Genomic DNA, 17,238 nt, shown 5'->3' with positions numbered 1-17,238 from the left:
TCAGGGCGTTGCTTGTGCGCCAAATTTCGAATCTTCTTTCCGCAGTTTGCCGAGACTTTCGGAGCGGTTTTCTGTGCCGAGGCGTAACGCATTCAATACAACAATCAATGAGCTGAGTGACATACCAATTGCTGCCAGCCAGGGCGGAACCAGGCCGGCGGCTGCCAGCGGAAGAGCGCAGACATTATATACCAGCGCCCATGTCATATTCTGGCGGATGATTCGCCGTGTACGGCGGCTGGTATTCAATGCTGCCACCAATTGCATCAACTGTCCGTTCAACAGAACCGCATCCGCTTTTAGCTGAGTGAGATCCGCTGCGGTGCCCATGGCGACAGAAATGCCGGCTCCAGCCATGGAGGGGAGGTCGTTCAGGCCGTCTCCGACCATCATAACCTGACGCCCTTCGGATCTCAGCTTGTTAAGGACATCCAGTTTTTCCTCCGGCGAGGCCTGGCCGATCGCTTCGTCGATGCCCAACATGTCAGCAATCTGCCGGACATGGCCGGACCGGTCACCGCTCAGAAGAATCGTTCGAATGCCTGCGTCCTGTAAAGCTTTAATCGCTTGTGCGGCGTCTGTCCGCGGCTGGTCATCCAGGCGGAAACAGGCCAGCCACTCATCATCTGACGCCAGCCAGATTTCCATACCTGTATGCGCTTCAGACTCAGGTTCCGACGCGCTCATGTGTTGCGCTACGAAATCTCTGTGGCCAATAAAAAACGACTGGTCACCAGAGCGGCCCGAGAGACCGCCACCCAGGTGGTTGCTCACATGATCGATGCTCGCTGCCGGGCGGTTGTGGAACACCCTTGCAATCGGATGCTCTGAATGGCGCTCGAGGCCGGCTGCCAATCGCAGACAGGTATCTTTGTCCTTGCTGCCGACAACGTGGATATCAATGAGGCTCAGCTCGCCCCGGGTCAGGGTGCCGGTTTTATCGAAAACCACCGTATCGATAGTATTCATGGTCTCAAGCGCATGGCCCCGGGTGGGCAGAAACCCGAGACGCCGTAATTTCACGGTAGCCGAGGTTATAGCGGTAGGGGTTGCGAGAGAGAGCGCGCAGGGGCAGGTCACGACTAGAACCGAAAGTGTAATATCGAACGCATTGTCTGCTCCCGCAAGCCACCAACCGAGCCATACGACGGGTGCAAGAATAAGCACCCGTCCGACAAACTTGCCGGCAATGCGGTCGGCCATACGGGCGACGGGGGGCTTTTCAGATTGCACGCGATCCAGTATTCGCAAGATGCCCGAAAGGCGCGTCTGGGCTCCGGATTTTTCCACCTTAACATCCAATGGGTTTTCCCCATTGATGCTTCCGGCATGGACCCTGTCACCAGATACGCGGGTTTCCGGCAGGTACTCGCCGGTCAGTGCGGATTCGTTGAGAGTGGACTGCCCCCGAAGAATAACGCCATCTACCGGGAGAGTTTCGCCAGGCCTGATTCGAACTACGTCTCCTGGCTTTACCTGATGGGCTGGTATGATTTCAGTGTCTTCGCCGTTCACCCGCGTTGCAACGGTGGGGTGGAATCCTGCCAGCGCGTTGCCTGTGAGCCCCGCACGATATCTGGCCTGCACCTCAATATAGCGGCCGAGCAACAGAAAAAACGTGAACATACAAACGGATTCAAAATAGACCTCTTCACCGCCCATGACGGTGACCCAGGCACTGGCAAGGTAAGCGAGCCCAATTGCGATTGCTACAGGCACATCCATGGTCAGATGACGGGTTCTGATGTCGCGTTTTGCATTTTTGAAAAAAGGCGCAGCGCTGTATAACACAACCGGCGTGGCTACCAGCAGGCTGAACCAACGGAAAAACGACACAAACTCCGGCGACAGACCACTGATCAGTTCAAAGTAAAGAGGGAAAGCCAGCATCATGCTCTGGAAACTGCCAATACCGGCAATGGCCAGCCGGATCAACATAGATCGGTGTTCTGCTTTCAGCTGATCTTCAACTGCATCTGACTGATAGGGGCGGGCGGTGTAGCCGAGTTCGTGAATGGCGATCAGCAAATCACTCAGCGCAGCTTTATCCTGAGCCCATACGAGTCGCGCCCGCTGGGTTGTATGGTTTACAGAAAAGGAGAGCACGCCCGGTTGATTTTTCATATGGTTTTCCAGCAACCATATGCAGGCAGCGCAGGTAATGCCTCCGATCAAAAGCTGAGCTTCCTGCCCGCCTTTAACCGGAGCAACGAAGGCTTGCTGTACAAGGGGATGATCCAGCTCTCTGAGACGGTCCAGCTCGGAATCGGTCAGCTGACGGGGTGTGACAGCTGTTTCTGTGCGGAGCTGATAAAAGCCGGTCAAACCTTCGTTATAAATGGTTTGGCACACGGCCTTACAGCCCTGGCAGCAAAAAAAGCGGGTCTGGCCATCAATCTGGAGTGTAATCGGCGGCTCACCGCCTGCCGGTTCGCCGCAATGGAAGCAATCCAGGGGGGTCACCCTTGCGCGGAGCCTTTGGGACCCATATGAAGGTTGGCTTTGGCGGGCAGCCAGGCTTCACCTTTCAGGCGCCATTGATTGTCCGGTCCGCGGAGGTCGTAATACCATCGGCCATCAATATCTTGCAGCATGGTGCCAGTATAATGGCCGTTTCCGTCACTTCGGAACTGAATGGTTCGATCCTTTTGTGACAGCGTTGGATGAAACAGATTAAGCACCACATAGGGGAAATCCGCAGGCCCCTCCTGAGTGTTAACGTTCAACAGGATGCTGCGGTCCTCGAACACCATATCGGCGCTCAGACCCATGTCTTTGGCAGCCTGATCACGGGCTATTTCAAGGTTGATGCCCCGGCCTTCCTTTGAATAATCATCGGTAACCATCGTATCGTCCATGTTCGATGCCACGACCAGCATGAACATACTGAAGGTAATTGCCGATAGCGGCGCTATGGTCAGAAACCAGAACCAGGGCTGCCGATACCAGGGTGCTACAGGTACTTCTTGCTTCATAGTGCTCAGTCTCGTTTTTTACGGGTTTCCAACAGCGACCAAGTGGGTCACTGAGTTGGACCGACAAATCGACTTTCGGTTTCCAGCTTCAGTGAAGAATCCGTTTCAGACTGCGCATGGAAAATTATTTCGTTATTTGATTGTGGAATGGACTCCGGTGGTACGTCCACAACGGTTGGCAATGAACGGTTTTCGCCGCTGTCTACCGTTATCTGCACCTGCGTCAGAATGCGAATGCCATCCAGGCCCGCTACAGACAAAGTAAAGGTCTGCGGAACTTCTGACATGTTTGCAATTTTCAGGGTGTAGGAATTCTCAATACGTCCCTCGCCATTAAAATTGAAAAGTGCGCCGCGATCTCTCAGAGCGTCCATTTGCGCCGGTACACGGGTTGCGATCACAAATATGATCGCAGTGATCATGGCGGTCAGAACTGCACCATAACCAAATGTACGGGGCCGCAGAAGTTTCGAGGGCTTCCCTTCGAGCTCGTTTTCGGTGGTGTAACGAATCAGCCCGCGAGGGTAGTCCATTTTGTCCATGATTTCGTCACAGGCATCAATACACAGGGCGCAACCGATGCACTCATACTGAAGGCCGTCACGGATATCGATACCTGTAGGGCACACATGCACGCATTGTCCACAATCAATGCAGTCACCAAGGCCAACTTCTTCTGGTTTGACCTCCTTCCGACGACCACCACGAGGCTCACCGCGGTTGGGGTCGTAGGACACGATGCGGGTGTTCGGATCGAACATGACGGATTGAAAGCGGGCATACGGGCACATGTACAGGCAAACCTGCTCACGCATCCATCCCGCATTCAGATAGGTGGCTACGGTGAAGAAAGTCACCCAGAAATAGGCCCAACCGTTTGCCTCGAACGTGAAAATGTCAGCGATCAGCTCACGAATCGGGTAGAAGTACCCGACAAATGTCAGCCCGGTCATGAGAGCAATGACCAGCCATATTGCATGTTTGGCTGATTTCTTGATCAGTTTTTCTTTGGAGTTAGGTGCTTTGTCCAGTTTCATGCGCTTGTTGCGACTGCCTTCGATGCGCTCTTCAACCCACATGAAAATGAATGTCCACACTGTTTGAGGACAGGTATAGCCACACCATACTCTGCCGAACAGGGTGGTGATAAAAAACAGGCCAAAGGCACAGATGATCAGCATGCCTGAAAGCAGGAAAAAGTCCTTGGGGTAGAAAGTAACCCCGTACAGATGGAATTCCCGGGCCGGCAAGTCGAAGTGAATCAGCGGGTTTCCGTCGAGCGTGAGCCAGACGAACAGAAAGTACATGCCCATGAGCAGTAGCAGGCTGATCGTACGGATACGCTGGAACAGGCCCGTAACTTCTTTGACGTAGATTTTCTTGCGACTGGCGTATAGCTCTACGGTTTCTTCTGGCTTCTTTTTGCCCGAGGGTTCCGAGGAGGGATCAACCTGTTTGACAGGGATTTCATTGCTCATGGGTATCTCCAGATGGAGTCTTAATTCCGGCGCAGGTGCCTTTGCAGGCTGGCTGGTGCTGATCTTTTCAAGCCTGTGCCCGCACGCAGACACAGGGTTGAACAGACCAAGCCGGGCTGGATGCCCGGCAGGAAAGTCAGTTGGAGAGGCTGTAAACGTACGCAGCCAGAATTTGAATCTGATCGCCGGACAGGCGACCACCTTGTGCAGGCATCTCGTTCTGGCGACCGTGTAGAACAGTCTCTTTGATCCACTCGTAATTGGAGCCATACAGCCAGACGTTGTCTGTCAGGTTAGGTGCGCCAAGCGCTGCCATTCCCTTGCCTTCCGGGCCGTGGCAAGCGACGCAACCCTGAGCAAATACAGCTTCACCGGCAGCAGCGGCATCGGCATCTTTTTCCCGACCACTGAAGCTGAGAACATAGTTGACCACCTGGTCTACCTGTTCGTTGGTCATATTAGGCATCACACCTTTAGCTGGCATATTGCCCATTCGACCATTATGCAGGGTTTCCAGAATAGCCTCGGGAGTGCCGCCCCACAGCCAGTCACCATCGGTCAGGTTGGGAAAGCCAACCTGGCCACGAGCGGCAGTGCCGTGGCAGACCGCACAGTTGTTTGCAAACAGGCGTTGGCCGATCTTCAGTGCCTCTTCGTCCTCTGCAAGCTCTGGTACCGGGGTTTGACCGTATTGGGCAAAGATCGGACCGTACTGCTCTTCAGCGTTGGCTACTTCTGCTTCCCACTGATTGGTTGATGTCCAGTTCAGGAGACCCTTGTAGTTGCCCAGGCCCGGATAGAGGGCGAGGTAGCCAAGGGCGAAGATGCAGGTAGCTACGAACAGATAGAACCACCATTTCGGCAGTGGATTATCATACTCTTCGATGCCGTCGAAGGAGTGACCCATAGTACGGTCGGTTTCCACATCGGTTGTCTGGCTCTTACGGGTTGCGAAGAGTAGCCAGGCACAACCAAAAACGGTACCGAGCACGATCACACTGATCCAGATGCTCCAGAAGGTACTCATTGTTTTTTCTCCGTTTTTTCCTGTTCAAGAGTACGCTTTTCCACTTCGTCATCATCGAATGGAAGGTGGGCAGCTTCTTCATTTGCCTTTTTACGATGGGCGCTGAACGCCCACCAGATGATGCCGATAAAAACCGCCATCACTAAAAGGGTATGCATGCCGCGTAACTCGTTAATGTCCATCAAATCACCGTTTTTCTGAAAGTACGGTGCCCAACTGCTGCAGGTATGCGACCAGGGCCTCGATTTCAAACGTGCCTTCCAGTTCACCTGCTGCCGCTGCGATCTGCTCGTCAGTGTAGGGCACACCCAGTGTTTGCAGTGTAGAAAGCTTGGCTGCAGTGCCTTTGTGATCTACTACATCTTCGAACAGCCACGGGAATGCAGGCATGTTGGACTCGGGGACCACGCTGCGCGGGTTATAAAGATGCTGACGTTGCCACGCATCCGAATAACGACCACCAACACGGGCCAGGTCTGGCCCCGTGCGCTTGGAACCCCACAGGAACGGGCGCTCGTAGACAAATTCGCCCGCAACGGAGTAGTGCCCGTAGCGCTCGGTTTCCGCGCGGAACGGACGGATCTGCTGGGTATGGCACACGTGACAGCCTTCGCGGATGTAGATGTCACGACCTTCGAGTTCCAGTGCCGACAGCGGCTCCAGGCCTTCGATGGGCTCGTTGACGCTCTTCAGGAAGAACAAAGGAACTACTTCCGCCAGAAAGCCACCACTGATGGTCAGGATGATAAATACAATCATCAGACCTAGATTCTTTTCTACAATTTCGTGTTTCATCTGGTCTCTCTCCGTTACGCCGCCTGAACTGCGGCGTTGTCCTGGGCAGCAGCTTCTTTCTGGCGCACGGTCATGTAGACGTTATAAGCCATGAACAGCATGCCGGCGAGGAAGATGACACCGCCAAGGAAGCGCACGAAGTAGCCCGGGTAGGATGCTTCAAGGCTTTCCACAAAGCTGTAGGTGAGGGTGCCGTCATCATTGACTGCGCGCCACATCAGGCCTTGCATGATGCCGTTGACCCACATTGCAACGATGTACAATACGGTGCCGACTGTCGCCAGCCAGAAGTGCACATTGACCAGGCTTGTGCTGTACATTTCCTTGAGGCCCCAAAGCTTGGGAATCAGGTGGTAAATTGCACCGATACTGATCATTGCAACCCAGCCCAGAGCGCCGGAATGCACGTGGCCAATGGTCCAGTCAGTGTTGTGAGACAGCGCGTTGACTGTCTTGATGGACATCATCGGGCCTTCAAAGGTGGACATGCCGTAGAACGACAGGGAAACCACGAGGAAACGCAGGATAGGGTCGGTGCGCAGTTTGTGCCACGCGCCAGAGAGGGTCATCATGCCGTTGATCATGCCACCCCAGGAAGGAGCAAGCAGGATCAGTGACATGACCATGCTGGCGGTCTGGGCCCAGTCAGGAAGAGCAGAGTAGTGCAGGTGGTGACCACCGGCCCATACGTACGTGGCGATCAGTGCCCAGAAGTGAACAATTGACAAGCGGTACGAGTAAACCGGGCGTCCGGCCTGCTTGGGAACGAAGTAGTACATCATGCCCAGGAAGCCTGCAGTGAGGAAGAAGCCTACGGCGTTATGGCCGTACCACCACTGCATCATTGCGTCGGTTACACCGGCATAAGCGGAGTAAGACTTGAATGCACTGACTGGCAACGCCAGGTTGTTACCAATATGCAGTACTGCAATGGTAATGATGAACGCGCCGTAAAACCAATTGGCCACATAAATGTGTGGAGTGCTGCGTTTGGTAATGGTGCCGAAGAACACCAGAGCATAGGTAACCCAGACCACGGCAATGGCAATATCAATCGGCCACTCCAGTTCTGCGTATTCTTTGGTGCTGGTTAAACCCATTGGCAGGGTAATTGCCGCAGACACGATGATCGCGGTCCAGCCCCAGAAGGTAAAGGCTGCAAGTTTGTCAGAAATCAGGCGTGTCTGGCAGGTGCGCTGAACCACATAATATGATGTCGCAAACAGGGCACTACCACCAAAGCCGAATATGACGGCGTTGGTATGCAACGGTCTTAGACGACCGAAATGGGTAAACGGCAGATCGAGGTTGAGGGATGGCCAAACCAGTTGTGCTGCAATCAACACGCCCAGCGCCATGCCAACAATACCCCATACCACTGTCATGATGGCGAATTGTCTCACCACCTTGTAGTTATATGTCAGGTTCGGATTTTGTGTGCTCATAGCCTTACCAATGGGTTCAGAGTGGGGAATTATGCGGGCGCAAGTATGGAGAAACCATTAGCTGTTTGCAATGACGCGGATCAACTCCTGACATTCATCAAATGCGCCCGAATCAGTAGCATGGCGTTGTTTTGGAACGCTCTGCAAGCTGAGGCTCTATGATAGCGCCGGAGGAGTTCAAGTTGAACTTTGTAAAATTGATTAAGAGCAAAGACGCTCCCCTTTATAGGGAGAAATTGCTTTATTTTTAGGCAGTAACGGCTTGATTTTGCCACGGGCTTTAGTTTCGTAGAGAGCATGGCCGGCCCGGTCTGTGCTTATTCTGGTCAGACACCGCTTTGTTCTAGTACCGTTATGGTTTCATCCTTGTCCATCATCGGCACCAGTTCTGCCATCAGATTGCGACGATCAGCAGACTGGTACCAGCGGGTCCAGTCGGCCTCAGAGCGCCAGTTGGCAAGAGTGATGCGATGATTGGCATCGTGGCTGTCAACCAGTGTTTCGCCGGAAATAAATCCCGGGGCGGCCACTGCTCGTTGCAGAACCCTGCGGGAGCGTTCCTCGTAAGCAGTCTCAAGTGATTCCGCTATATGTCGTTCAATCAGAACCCGGATCATGTGAACCTCCAGCTGTTTTAATGGTATAAACAGTAATTTAGCACGTATTTTTGAAAATACAGACTGAATAGAAGGAGGGGGTTTGTGAGCGCTGTGGAATATGACGCCGAGCTGGATGCGTGTGGGTTGTTTTGCCCGGAGCCTGTGATGATGCTTCATAATCGCATCAAGGACGTGGCGCCGGGGGGGGTCCTGAGAGTTACTGCAACAGATCCTTCAACGACCCGGGATGTGCCGAGATTCTGCCAGTTCCTGGGGCATGAATTGGTAAGTCACACGGAGCAGGGTGAGCGCTTTATTTATTACATACGTCGTGGCGCCTGAATCGATTTCCCCGGCGGCGTAAGTGCTCAGGTGGCAGGGCTGAGGCCGTTGATGTGGTTCAGGAACTGATCCCTGTCCATCTCTCCCAAAACCCGCTGTTGAGTCATTTCTGTACCAGTGGTGTCGTAAAACAGAATGGCTGGTGGCCCGAACAACCCCATGCTATCCAGCATTGCCTGCTGGGCTGGCGTGTTGTCTGTCATATCAATCTGCAGCAGTGTGAACGAGCTGAGCGCGCGAACGACACTGGCATCACTGAATACGTTGCGCTCCATGACTTTGCAGGAAATGCACCAGTCAGCATAGAAGTCAAGTACCACTGGCCGGCCATCTTGTCTGGCCTGTAACAACATGGCCTCGATTTCGGCAGGATTTTCTACCCGGGTAAAATCAGCGTGGCTGGTGTCGGATGTGATAGCCGAGCCTGATGGCATGATCGTGCCGGTTTTGGCTATGAATGGGTCCAGCGGGGCCAGTGGGTCATTGGCACCACCAATTGCCCCTGCCAGCAGGGCGAGACCATAGGCAAACAAGATCAGGCCGAGGCCTTTCCGGGTACGTTCCCAGCCGGCCTTGGCTGCGTCGAAGGCGCCCAGTTGAACGCCGGTTATGGCTAGCAGTCCGCCCCAGAGTGTCAGCCCCAGCCAGCCCGGAACCAGGCGCTCAATCAACCAGATGGCAACGGCAATCAGCATAACGCCATAGAAATGCTTGACGGTGGTCATCCAGTGCCCTGTCTTTGGCAGAAGAGTCCGCCCACCTACAGCCACCAGAATAAGCGGGATGCCCATGCCGAGCCCAAGAGATAAAAGCGCAATGCCGCCAATCACGGCATCCTGCGTTGTGGAGATATAAAGCAGGCTGCCAGCAAGCGGTGCTGATACGCAGGGCGATACGATCAGCGCGGAGAGGGCACCAATGCCGAAAATGCTGACAACCCGGCCGCCGGTTAGTCGTTGGCTTGCGTCATTCAGAGGCTGGCTGATAAAGCGAGGGAGCTGAATTTCGAACAGGTCGAACATGGACAGTGCGAACACCACAAACATTAACGCGAAAACGCCGAGTACCCAGGGTGACTGAAGTTGAGCCTGCAGATTGAAGCTCGCGCCGAGAAGTCCGGTCAGTACGCCGGCTCCTGCATAGGTCAGAGCCATTCCCAGTACATAGCTGCCTGAAAGTAACAGGGCATGCCCGGTTGTTCGCGTGTTCTGCCCGGACACCAGTGATGAAATGATCGGCACCATCGGCAGGACGCAGGGTGTGAACGTCAGCCCCAGGCCCAGCAGGAAGAAAACACCGGCAATCATTAAGGTCGACTGCTCTGAAAGAAAGCCTGCAAGCCCGGTTGCAGAGTTGGTGTCTGTTTGGGGCGCAGTGTTGCTCTGCTCCGTTTGCTGCGAGCCAGTGCCGGAATCCTGGCTCTGGTAAAAGAGTACTTCGCGGGTTTGGGGCGGGTAGCAGAGGCCCGCTTTGGCGCAGCCCTGGTATGTGACTTCGAACCGGGCTTCGCGAATATTGTCAGGCAGCGTTACCGGAACCCTGGCTGTGACAGGGTCAAAGAAAACGGTGGTTTTGCCAAAATAATCGTCTTCAGTTTCGGTTCCCTGGCTTGAGAACTCCATAGCGCCAGTACCGACGCGATCATCCAGCGCTTTGATGCTGATACGATCCTGATAAAGATAGTGCTCGGGTGTTATGTCCCAGGACAGTACAACAGCATTGCCGTCGGTGGTGTGGCTGAATGGCAGAGCCTCATCTACCGGGAGAAACTGACTGCCCTGTCCACCGAAAAGGGAGCTGTTGTTGCCAAAAGCCCAGGATGTATTTGCCGCTGCAAGCAGAAGTACCAGTAGAAGGTAAAGGCTGAATGGTCGCGAGAGACGGTGGATACTGCTGGACATGGTGGGTAGAGCTCTCATGGAATGCACGGTTTCCCGGTTTGGTCTTGTCGAAAAGAACAGACGGCGATATTGGGCAAGCGGTCTGTCCGGTCATGTTCAGGAAGCCAGTGGACACGGTAGCCCAGCGAAAGTTCCCTCTGGCAATAGGCGCGTTAAAGTCGCACAATAGCTTCCCAATGAATCACAGTACAAACGATCTTATCATGCTGTTTAATGACCTGTTCCGGGAAGATTTCCGGACAACTCTGGTCAGGGGCGGCGAAGAACCCGAATACTTGCCTGCAGGCAGTGCCACAGAACTGGCGCAGGTTGTTTTTGCTCATGGCTATTATGCCAGTGCTTTGCATGAAATAAGTCATTGGTGTATTGCAGGTGAGCACAGGCGCACACTTCACGATTATGGTTACTGGTACTGTCCGGACGGCCGGACACCCACGGAGCAGCGATATTTCGAGCAGGTAGAGATAAAGCCACAGGCTATCGAGTGGCTTTTTTCAGTAGCCGCAGGCTCGTGCTTTCACATCAGCGTGGATAATCTGTCCGGAGAAGGTGCGGCTGATGAAAGCAGCTTCCGGCGTGAAGTGCTTGCTCAGGCAGAAGACTATCTGATCAAAGGTCTTCCTGAGCGTGCGCAGTCCTTTTTTGATACGCTGAAATCGTTTTATGGAACCGGTGATACCTTCAAGGCTGCCTGGCATGATGATGTGGGGCGTGTGGTTCCTTTTTATTCCGCAAAAGAACATTACGAGGCAAACTGAGACTCCATGACATCTGACCCAAAGCACACCGGCGATCTGAGATTCAGCGACCTGAATCTGGACAAGCGCCTCCTGGACGCCATTGCTGCCATAGGTTTCGAATACTGCACACCGATACAGGCAGAAACTCTGCCTTGGACGCTGGCGTGTGAAGACCTGATTGGTCAGGCCCAGACCGGGACCGGTAAAACGGCAGCGTTTCTCATTACTGCTATTCAGAGCCTTCTGGAGACGCCGATACCCGAAAGCGACCGTTTTGCTTCTGAGCCCCGGGTGCTTGCGCTGGCGCCGACCCGAGAGCTTGCCATGCAGATCGCCAAAGACGCCGAGGCTCTGTGCAAGCATACCGGTCACAAAGTAGTCACGGTTGTTGGTGGCATGCACTACGATAAGCAACGCGAGCAACTGCACAACGGCATTGTGGATATTCTTGTTGCCACCCCTGGCCGACTGATCGACTTCCTTGGTTCGCAGGATGTGTTTCTTGACCAGCTCGACATCCTGATCCTTGATGAAGCGGACCGGATGCTCGATATGGGGTTCATCCCTGATGTGAAGCGCATTATCCGTAAATGCACCCCGAAGGATGAGCGTCAGACGTTGCTGTTCAGCGCGACGTTCAACCAGGACGTTCTGAATCTCGCATCCATGTGGACGAGTAACGCCGAGTTTGTGGAAATCGAGCCGGAGCAGAAAACGGCTGAGCGGGTTGAACAAACGGTTTACATGGTGGGTGACGACGAGAAACTACCTGTGCTGGTGAATTATCTTAAACGGCCGGAAGTAGAAAAGGCATTGGTATTCGCCAATCGAAGGGATCAATGCCGAGATCTTGAAGAGGATCTGCGCAATCAGGGCGTTAAAGTAGCCCTGATGTCTGGTGAGATCGCCCAGGCCAAACGCCTGAAAACCCTGGATCAGTTCAAAGCAGGCAGTATACAGGTGCTAGTGGCTACGGATGTTGCCGGGCGTGGTATTCATGTGGATGGCGTTACCCACGTTTTTAATTATAACCTGCCAGATAGTGCTGAAGATTATGTACATCGCATAGGGCGTACGGGCAGGGCAGGAAAAACCGGTGTATCTGTCAGCTTTGCGGGCGAGGACGATTCATTTGGCCTTCCGGCTATTGAGAAGTACATCGGCCAGAAGCTCAAAACAACCGTTCCGGAAGAAGAGTTGATGGCCGAAATGGATAATCCGCCGATTACCCGTAAGCGCGGCCGCCGCCCCTCTCAGGGGCAGGGCGGACGAGGGCCTGGTGGACGCAGCCCCAGGCCACGCAGGAACTGATTCGACGGGAATTTACTATGTTGATCGTCGCAGATGAGAATATTCCGCTGCTAGAAGCTTTTTTTGGTGATATCGGTGACGTTCGTCGTGTCTCTGGCCGGACCATGAGCGCTGAGGACGTCCGCGACGCCGATATGCTTTTGGTGCGCTCTGTCACCCGCGTGAACCGGGCACTACTTGAAGGCAGTGCTGTGCGCTTTGTCGGAACCACGACGATCGGAACTGACCATGTTGATCTGGACTGGCTTGAGCAAAATGGCATCCGTTTTTCAGCGGCTCCTGGTTGCAATGCCAACAGCGTTGCCGAATACGTGCTTTCAGTTTTGTCTCTTTATGCAGAGCGTTGTGGTCTGGAAGACTGGTCGCGGCTCTCGGTAGGTATTGTCGGGGTCGGGAATGTGGGTGGTGAGTTGGCAGACAAGCTCAACCGACTCGGTTTCAGCATCAAGCTCTGTGATCCTCCACGCGCTGAACGTGAACCGGAAGGTGAGCATTCCTTTGTCGATCTCGCTGAGGCGCTCGCGTGTGATGTGGTTTCAGTGCATACCCCTCTGACCCGTGACTCTGCTCATCCCACGTACCATATGATTGGTGAACAGGAGCTTGCCGGACTCACGTCTGCACAATTGTTGATCAATGCCGGGCGAGGTGAAGTTATCGACACTGGGGCACTGTGCGAAAGGCTGGGGCAGGCCAAGGCTCCTGTGCTGGCTCTCGATGTCTGGGAAAATGAGCCGCAGATAAACCCGGAATTGGTAGACAAAGTATGGCTGGCTACGCCTCATATCGCGGGCTATAGCCTTGAGGGCAAGGTTCAGGGAACGGAAATGATATATCAGGCGATGAGCAGGTTTCTTGGGCTGCCGACGCGTAAGCAGGCAGGCCAGTTTCTGCCGGAGCCTGCCCTCAGTAAAGTTTCATTTACCCGAGCGGCTGAAGAGTGTGCAGCTATCCGGATAGCGTTACGGGCCTGCTATGACCCGCGACAGGACGATGCGCGTCTGAGGCACATCATGAAAGCGCCGGAAGATGAGCGTGGTGCCGAGTTTGACCGTCTGCGGCGCGATTATCCGGTTCGCCGGGAATGTTCCAGTCTGAAAGTGCAGCTCAAAGGTTCCAGCAAATCCTTGCAGGACAGCTTCCGTGCCATCGGCTTCAAGTTGAAAATCTGAGAACTACGCAAGGTTCGCTTGCTGCAGTGCTGCAATTCTCTCGTCAAGAGGTGGGTGCGTCATGAACAATGCGCCCAGACCACTGCGTGCTCCCCGATTGATGCCAAAAGCCTGTAGGCTATCGGGCATTTGATCCGGTACTTCGCTTTCCTGTTTCAGGCGGACGAGAGCGCTGATCATGGAGGCGCGTCCTGCCAGTTGGGCGCCAGCGATATCGGCGCGGTATTCACGCCTGCGGGAGAACCAGAATACGATGGTGCTGGCGAGGATGCCCAGTACCACTTCCGCCACCATGCTGACCACGAAAAAACCGATGCCGTGGCCGTTGTTATTCTTGAATACCACTCGGTCGACGAAAGAGCCAATTACCCGTGATGCAAAGATCACGAAGGTATTCACAACTCCCTGAATCAATGCAAGTGTCACCATGTCTCCGTTGGCAACGTGGCCGATTTCATGCCCCAGGACTGCCCGGATCTCTTCTTTGCTGAACCTTTGCAGTAGCCCCTCACTGACGGCAACCAGGGCTTTGTTCTTGTTCCATCCCGTCGCAAAAGCGTTGGATTGGCTTGCCGGGAATATGGCCACCTCTGGCATCCCAATACCTGCGTTTTTCGACATTTCCGCGACAGTTTGCACTAGCCAGCGTTCGGCAGGGGTGCGGGGAGTGTCAATTACGCGAGCTTTGGTGCTCCACTTGGCGAGAGGTTTTGATATAAGCAGGGAAATAATGGCACCTGCGAAACCGAATACAGCCGCAAACGCCAATAGGGAGCCGTATTGAATACCATTCTGGGCGAGGTAGCTGTCTACGCCCAGAAGCTTCAAGGTAAAACTGGCGACAAGAATAACCGCAAGGTTGGTAGCCAGAAATAACAGAATGCGCATGGTGTTTTCCTGATATGTTCGATATGAAAGCCGGGTCTCAGACAGCTAGATAGGGTCCGGGTTCAGCGCTTCAACGATATTACAGTGATTTAATGGCTAGGTCTGTCTGCAAAGAGTGTCGCACGCAGGGCGTGGCCAATACGTACAGAATGGCGACTTTTCAAGGCCGTACGCACCAAATGGATGTGGCTGGAAAGATCCTCTCGCAAAGAAGGCGGTAACGGCGTTTCTGTGTCGTCTTCTGGTCCTTTGAGCTCATCCACGAGAGCCTCCGGTGCCGGGGAGCTCAAACGAATGAACGCCTCTTTCGAGAGAACGGCCTGGTCGAGGGCTTCTTGGCGAATGGTATCGACGTAGCGAAGAAACCCTTCTTCGGCCAACCATAACAGAGCACCAAAACAGGCCATATGGCGTTTGCTGTGTAAACCGAATTCATCCGGTTCATCGGGGCCTGCAATATCTTCTACAAACAGGTTCACCCTTCTGGGGAAGGCGCTATATAGCTGCGTCAGTGCTATGGCTGCGTCTTTATAGAACTCTTCAACGTGGATGTCAGCCATGTGTAGTTTCCTTTGCCGCCATTGTCTTTATTGACTGTATTTGGAGAGGAAGTTACCTAGCCGACCCATTGCATCTTCCAGCGTGTCCTTGCGCGGAAGGAACACAACACGCAGATGCTGTTTATCGTCCACATTGAAGGCAGAGCCCTGAACGAGCAGAATTTTCTCCTGAAGCAAGAGATCGAGGACCAGTTTTTCATCGTTCGCAATCGGAAACTTTTTCGGATCCAGCTTTGGAAATAGATACAGGGCGCCCTGAGGCTTGACGCAGCTTACCCCCGGGATGTCATTGAGCATTCGCCAGGCGGTATCGCGCTGCTCGAAAAGTCTGCCGCCGGGTGCCACCAGATCATCTATTGACTGGTAGCCGCCCAGGGCTGTCTGTATGGCGAGCTGCGCAGGTACGTTTGCGCACAGGCGCATGTTTGAAAGCATGTCGATACCTTCAATCAGATCTGTGGCCAGGTGTTTGGCGCCACTAACGATCATCCAGCCCGAACGATAGCCGGCTGCACGGTAATTCTTGGAAAGCCCGTTATAGGTGAAGAACAGAACGTCATCAGCCAGGGAGGCTGTTGAGATGTGCTGTGTGCCGTCATAGAGAATCTTGTCGTAAATCTCGTCAGAGAGCACGATCAGGTTGTGCTTGCGTGCCAGTTCAATGACCTGTTCCAGTAGTTCCTGGCTGTATACGGCCCCCGTGGGATTGTTGGGGTTGATCAGCACAATGGCACGGGTACGGCGGGTTATCTTTTTACGGATATCATCTATATCGGGAAACCAGTTCTGTTCTTCATCGCAGTGGTAGTGCACGGGCTTGCCGCTCGAAAGCGTGACAGCTGCTGTCCAGAGCGGGTAGTCCGGCGCAGGAATGAGAACCTCGTCCCCGGTATTGAGCATGGCCTGCATGGTCATCACGATCAACTCACTGACGCCGTTGCCGAGAAAAATATCATCAATATCGACTTTATCGATACCTCTTTGCTGGCAGTAGTGCATAACGGCCTTGCGGGCCGAAAACAGCCCTTTTGACTCAACATATCCCTGTGCCTGGTGCATGTTGTATATGACGTCCTGCTGGATCTCTTCGGGAACGTTCAGGTCAAAAACGGCGGGGTTTCCAATGTTGAGCTTGAGTACCCGGTGGCCTTCCTCTTCCAGGCGGCGCGCCTCTCGCATTACTACGCCACGTATTTCATAACACACGTTATCCAGCTTGGCGGATTTGTAGTAGTTCTGCATAAGACCCGGGCTTCCTCAGTCGGTAAACGTAAAACAGGCGCCTGCGATTCAGGCAAACCACTATTCTAGCGGAGGCAGGGCCAACGGCAACAGAGGAATTGTGATCAATTATGGCGAGGTAGCTCTATATTCCATAAATTAATACTCGACAAAACAATTGCATGTGCCGATAGTCGTGTACACTCTCTGAATAGGTTGTGCGCAATTTAAGTGTGTGCGCTTAAAATCCTGCCTGTTGCGGGCATGTATTTAACTTTTTTAGGAGAAGCCTGTGGCTGGTAACTCGGTTTATGATTTTACGGTTCGAGACATCAAGGGCAACGAGAAGAAGATGGCCGACTATCAGGGCAAGGTGCTGCTGGTCGTGAATACAGCCAGCAAATGCGGTTTTACGCCTCAGTTTGAGGGTCTTCAGTCGTTGCATGCAGAGCTCGGGGAGCGAGGCTTTGAGGTTCTGGGGTTCCCCTGTAACCAGTTCATGAATCAGGACCCTGCTGACGAGGATGCCATCAGCCAGTTTTGCAGTCTGAACTACGGCGTGGATTTTCCTATGTTCTCAAAGGTCGATGTCAACGGAGAAAGTGCGCATCCTCTGTTCAAGTTTCTGAAGGCAGAGGCGAAAGGGCTTATGGGGTCAGAGAAGGTAAAGTGGAATTTCACCAAATTCCTGATCGGACGCGATGGCACGGTAGTGCGTCGGTATCCACCAACGACCAAGCCTGAAAGCATCAAGGCAGATATTGAAAAGCTGCTAGTGAGCTGA

The 17,238-nt window shown here is 53.7% G+C and carries 17 protein-coding genes; 5 read left to right on the top strand and 12 right to left on the bottom strand.

Annotation, left to right across the window (positions count from 1 at the left end):
* From Q4501_RS00450 to Q4501_RS00415, 8 genes are all read right to left on the bottom strand, one after another.
* Positions 1-2,463 (bottom strand): heavy metal translocating P-type ATPase, encoded by a 2,463-nt coding sequence (locus Q4501_RS00450; RefSeq protein WP_303593239.1) that lies wholly within the window; start codon positions 2,461-2,463, stop codon positions 1-3.
* A complete protein-coding gene (locus Q4501_RS00445; RefSeq protein WP_303593238.1) occupies positions 2,460-2,975 on the bottom strand; it encodes a FixH family protein in 516 nt (171 codons plus the stop codon). Before Q4501_RS00445 ends, Q4501_RS00450 begins: the two co-directional genes overlap by 4 nt.
* 47 nt (positions 2,976-3,022) lie before the next feature.
* Positions 3,023-4,453 carry a cytochrome c oxidase accessory protein CcoG gene (gene ccoG / locus Q4501_RS00440; protein WP_303593237.1) on the bottom strand — a complete coding sequence of 477 codons (1,431 nt, stop codon included), beginning with the start codon at positions 4,451-4,453 and terminating at the stop codon, positions 3,023-3,025.
* Between the two features lie 136 nt (positions 4,454-4,589).
* Entirely contained in the window at positions 4,590-5,480 is an 891-nt protein-coding gene (gene ccoP / locus Q4501_RS00435; RefSeq protein WP_303593236.1) for a cytochrome-c oxidase, cbb3-type subunit III, read from the bottom strand.
* Positions 5,477-5,662: a cbb3-type cytochrome c oxidase subunit 3 gene (locus Q4501_RS00430; RefSeq protein WP_216009183.1), complete on the bottom strand. Its 186-nt coding sequence runs from the start codon at positions 5,660-5,662 to the stop codon at positions 5,477-5,479. Before Q4501_RS00430 ends, ccoP begins: the two co-directional genes overlap by 4 nt.
* Positions 5,663-5,666: 4 nt before the next feature.
* Entirely contained in the window at positions 5,667-6,275 is a 609-nt protein-coding gene (gene ccoO / locus Q4501_RS00425) for a cytochrome-c oxidase, cbb3-type subunit II (RefSeq protein WP_216009182.1), read from the bottom strand.
* A 14-nt stretch (positions 6,276-6,289) separates the two neighbouring features.
* Positions 6,290-7,720 carry a cytochrome-c oxidase, cbb3-type subunit I gene (ccoN, locus tag Q4501_RS00420; protein WP_303593234.1) on the bottom strand — a complete coding sequence of 477 codons (1,431 nt, stop codon included), beginning with the start codon at positions 7,718-7,720 and terminating at the stop codon, positions 6,290-6,292.
* A gap of 326 nt (positions 7,721-8,046) precedes the next feature.
* A complete protein-coding gene (locus tag Q4501_RS00415) occupies positions 8,047-8,337 on the bottom strand; it encodes an antibiotic biosynthesis monooxygenase (RefSeq protein WP_303593232.1) in 291 nt (96 codons plus the stop codon).
* 84 nt (positions 8,338-8,421) lie between these two features.
* On the opposite strand from Q4501_RS00415, the gene tusA reads away from it, so the two are divergent.
* Positions 8,422-8,661 (top strand): sulfurtransferase TusA, encoded by a 240-nt coding sequence (gene tusA, locus Q4501_RS00410; RefSeq protein WP_303593230.1) that lies wholly within the window; start codon positions 8,422-8,424, stop codon positions 8,659-8,661.
* Positions 8,662-8,687: 26 nt separating this feature from the next.
* Here tusA and dsbD read toward each other — a convergent pair whose 3' ends face one another.
* Positions 8,688-10,562: a protein-disulfide reductase DsbD gene (gene dsbD / locus Q4501_RS00405; RefSeq protein ID WP_303593229.1), complete on the bottom strand. Its 1,875-nt coding sequence runs from the start codon at positions 10,560-10,562 to the stop codon at positions 8,688-8,690.
* Between the two features lie 176 nt (positions 10,563-10,738).
* On the opposite strand from dsbD, the gene Q4501_RS00400 reads away from it, so the two are divergent.
* Genes Q4501_RS00400 through pdxB form a run of 3 tightly spaced genes read left to right on the top strand, consistent with a single transcriptional unit; the run spans position 10,739 to position 13,785 of the window.
* Positions 10,739-11,320 carry an elongation factor P hydroxylase gene (locus Q4501_RS00400; RefSeq protein WP_303593228.1) on the top strand — a complete coding sequence of 194 codons (582 nt, stop codon included), beginning with the start codon at positions 10,739-10,741 and terminating at the stop codon, positions 11,318-11,320.
* Between the two features lie 6 nt (positions 11,321-11,326).
* Entirely contained in the window at positions 11,327-12,613 is a 1,287-nt protein-coding gene (locus Q4501_RS00395) for a DEAD/DEAH box helicase (RefSeq protein ID WP_303593227.1), read from the top strand.
* Between the two features lie 17 nt (positions 12,614-12,630).
* On the top strand, positions 12,631-13,785 hold the full coding sequence (gene pdxB, locus Q4501_RS00390; RefSeq protein ID WP_303593226.1) for a 4-phosphoerythronate dehydrogenase PdxB: 1,155 nt from the start codon (positions 12,631-12,633) through the stop codon (positions 13,783-13,785).
* 3 nt (positions 13,786-13,788) lie between these two features.
* Here pdxB and htpX read toward each other — a convergent pair whose 3' ends face one another.
* From htpX to Q4501_RS00375, 3 genes are all read right to left on the bottom strand, one after another.
* Positions 13,789-14,673, bottom strand: coding sequence for a protease HtpX (htpX, locus tag Q4501_RS00385; RefSeq protein ID WP_303593225.1), 885 nt, complete (start codon positions 14,671-14,673; stop codon positions 13,789-13,791).
* 89 nt (positions 14,674-14,762) lie between these two features.
* The gene (locus tag Q4501_RS00380; RefSeq protein ID WP_303593223.1) at positions 14,763-15,233 is read right to left on the bottom strand and encodes a hypothetical protein; all 471 of its coding nucleotides are present in this window, start codon (positions 15,231-15,233) and stop codon (positions 14,763-14,765) included.
* A 27-nt stretch (positions 15,234-15,260) separates the two neighbouring features.
* Positions 15,261-16,475 (bottom strand): pyridoxal phosphate-dependent aminotransferase, encoded by a 1,215-nt coding sequence (locus Q4501_RS00375; RefSeq protein WP_303593221.1) that lies wholly within the window; start codon positions 16,473-16,475, stop codon positions 15,261-15,263.
* Between the two features lie 271 nt (positions 16,476-16,746).
* Between Q4501_RS00375 and Q4501_RS00370 the strand changes: the two genes are divergently transcribed.
* Complete coding sequence (locus Q4501_RS00370; protein ID WP_303593219.1) at positions 16,747-17,238, top strand: glutathione peroxidase; 492 nt, start codon at positions 16,747-16,749, stop codon at positions 17,236-17,238.

It is taken from the genome of Marinobacter sp. 2_MG-2023, assembly GCF_030546935.1.
Classification (GTDB): Bacteria; Pseudomonadota; Gammaproteobacteria; order Pseudomonadales; family Oleiphilaceae; genus Marinobacter.
This window is presented reverse-complemented; position numbering and strand designations above follow the sequence as displayed.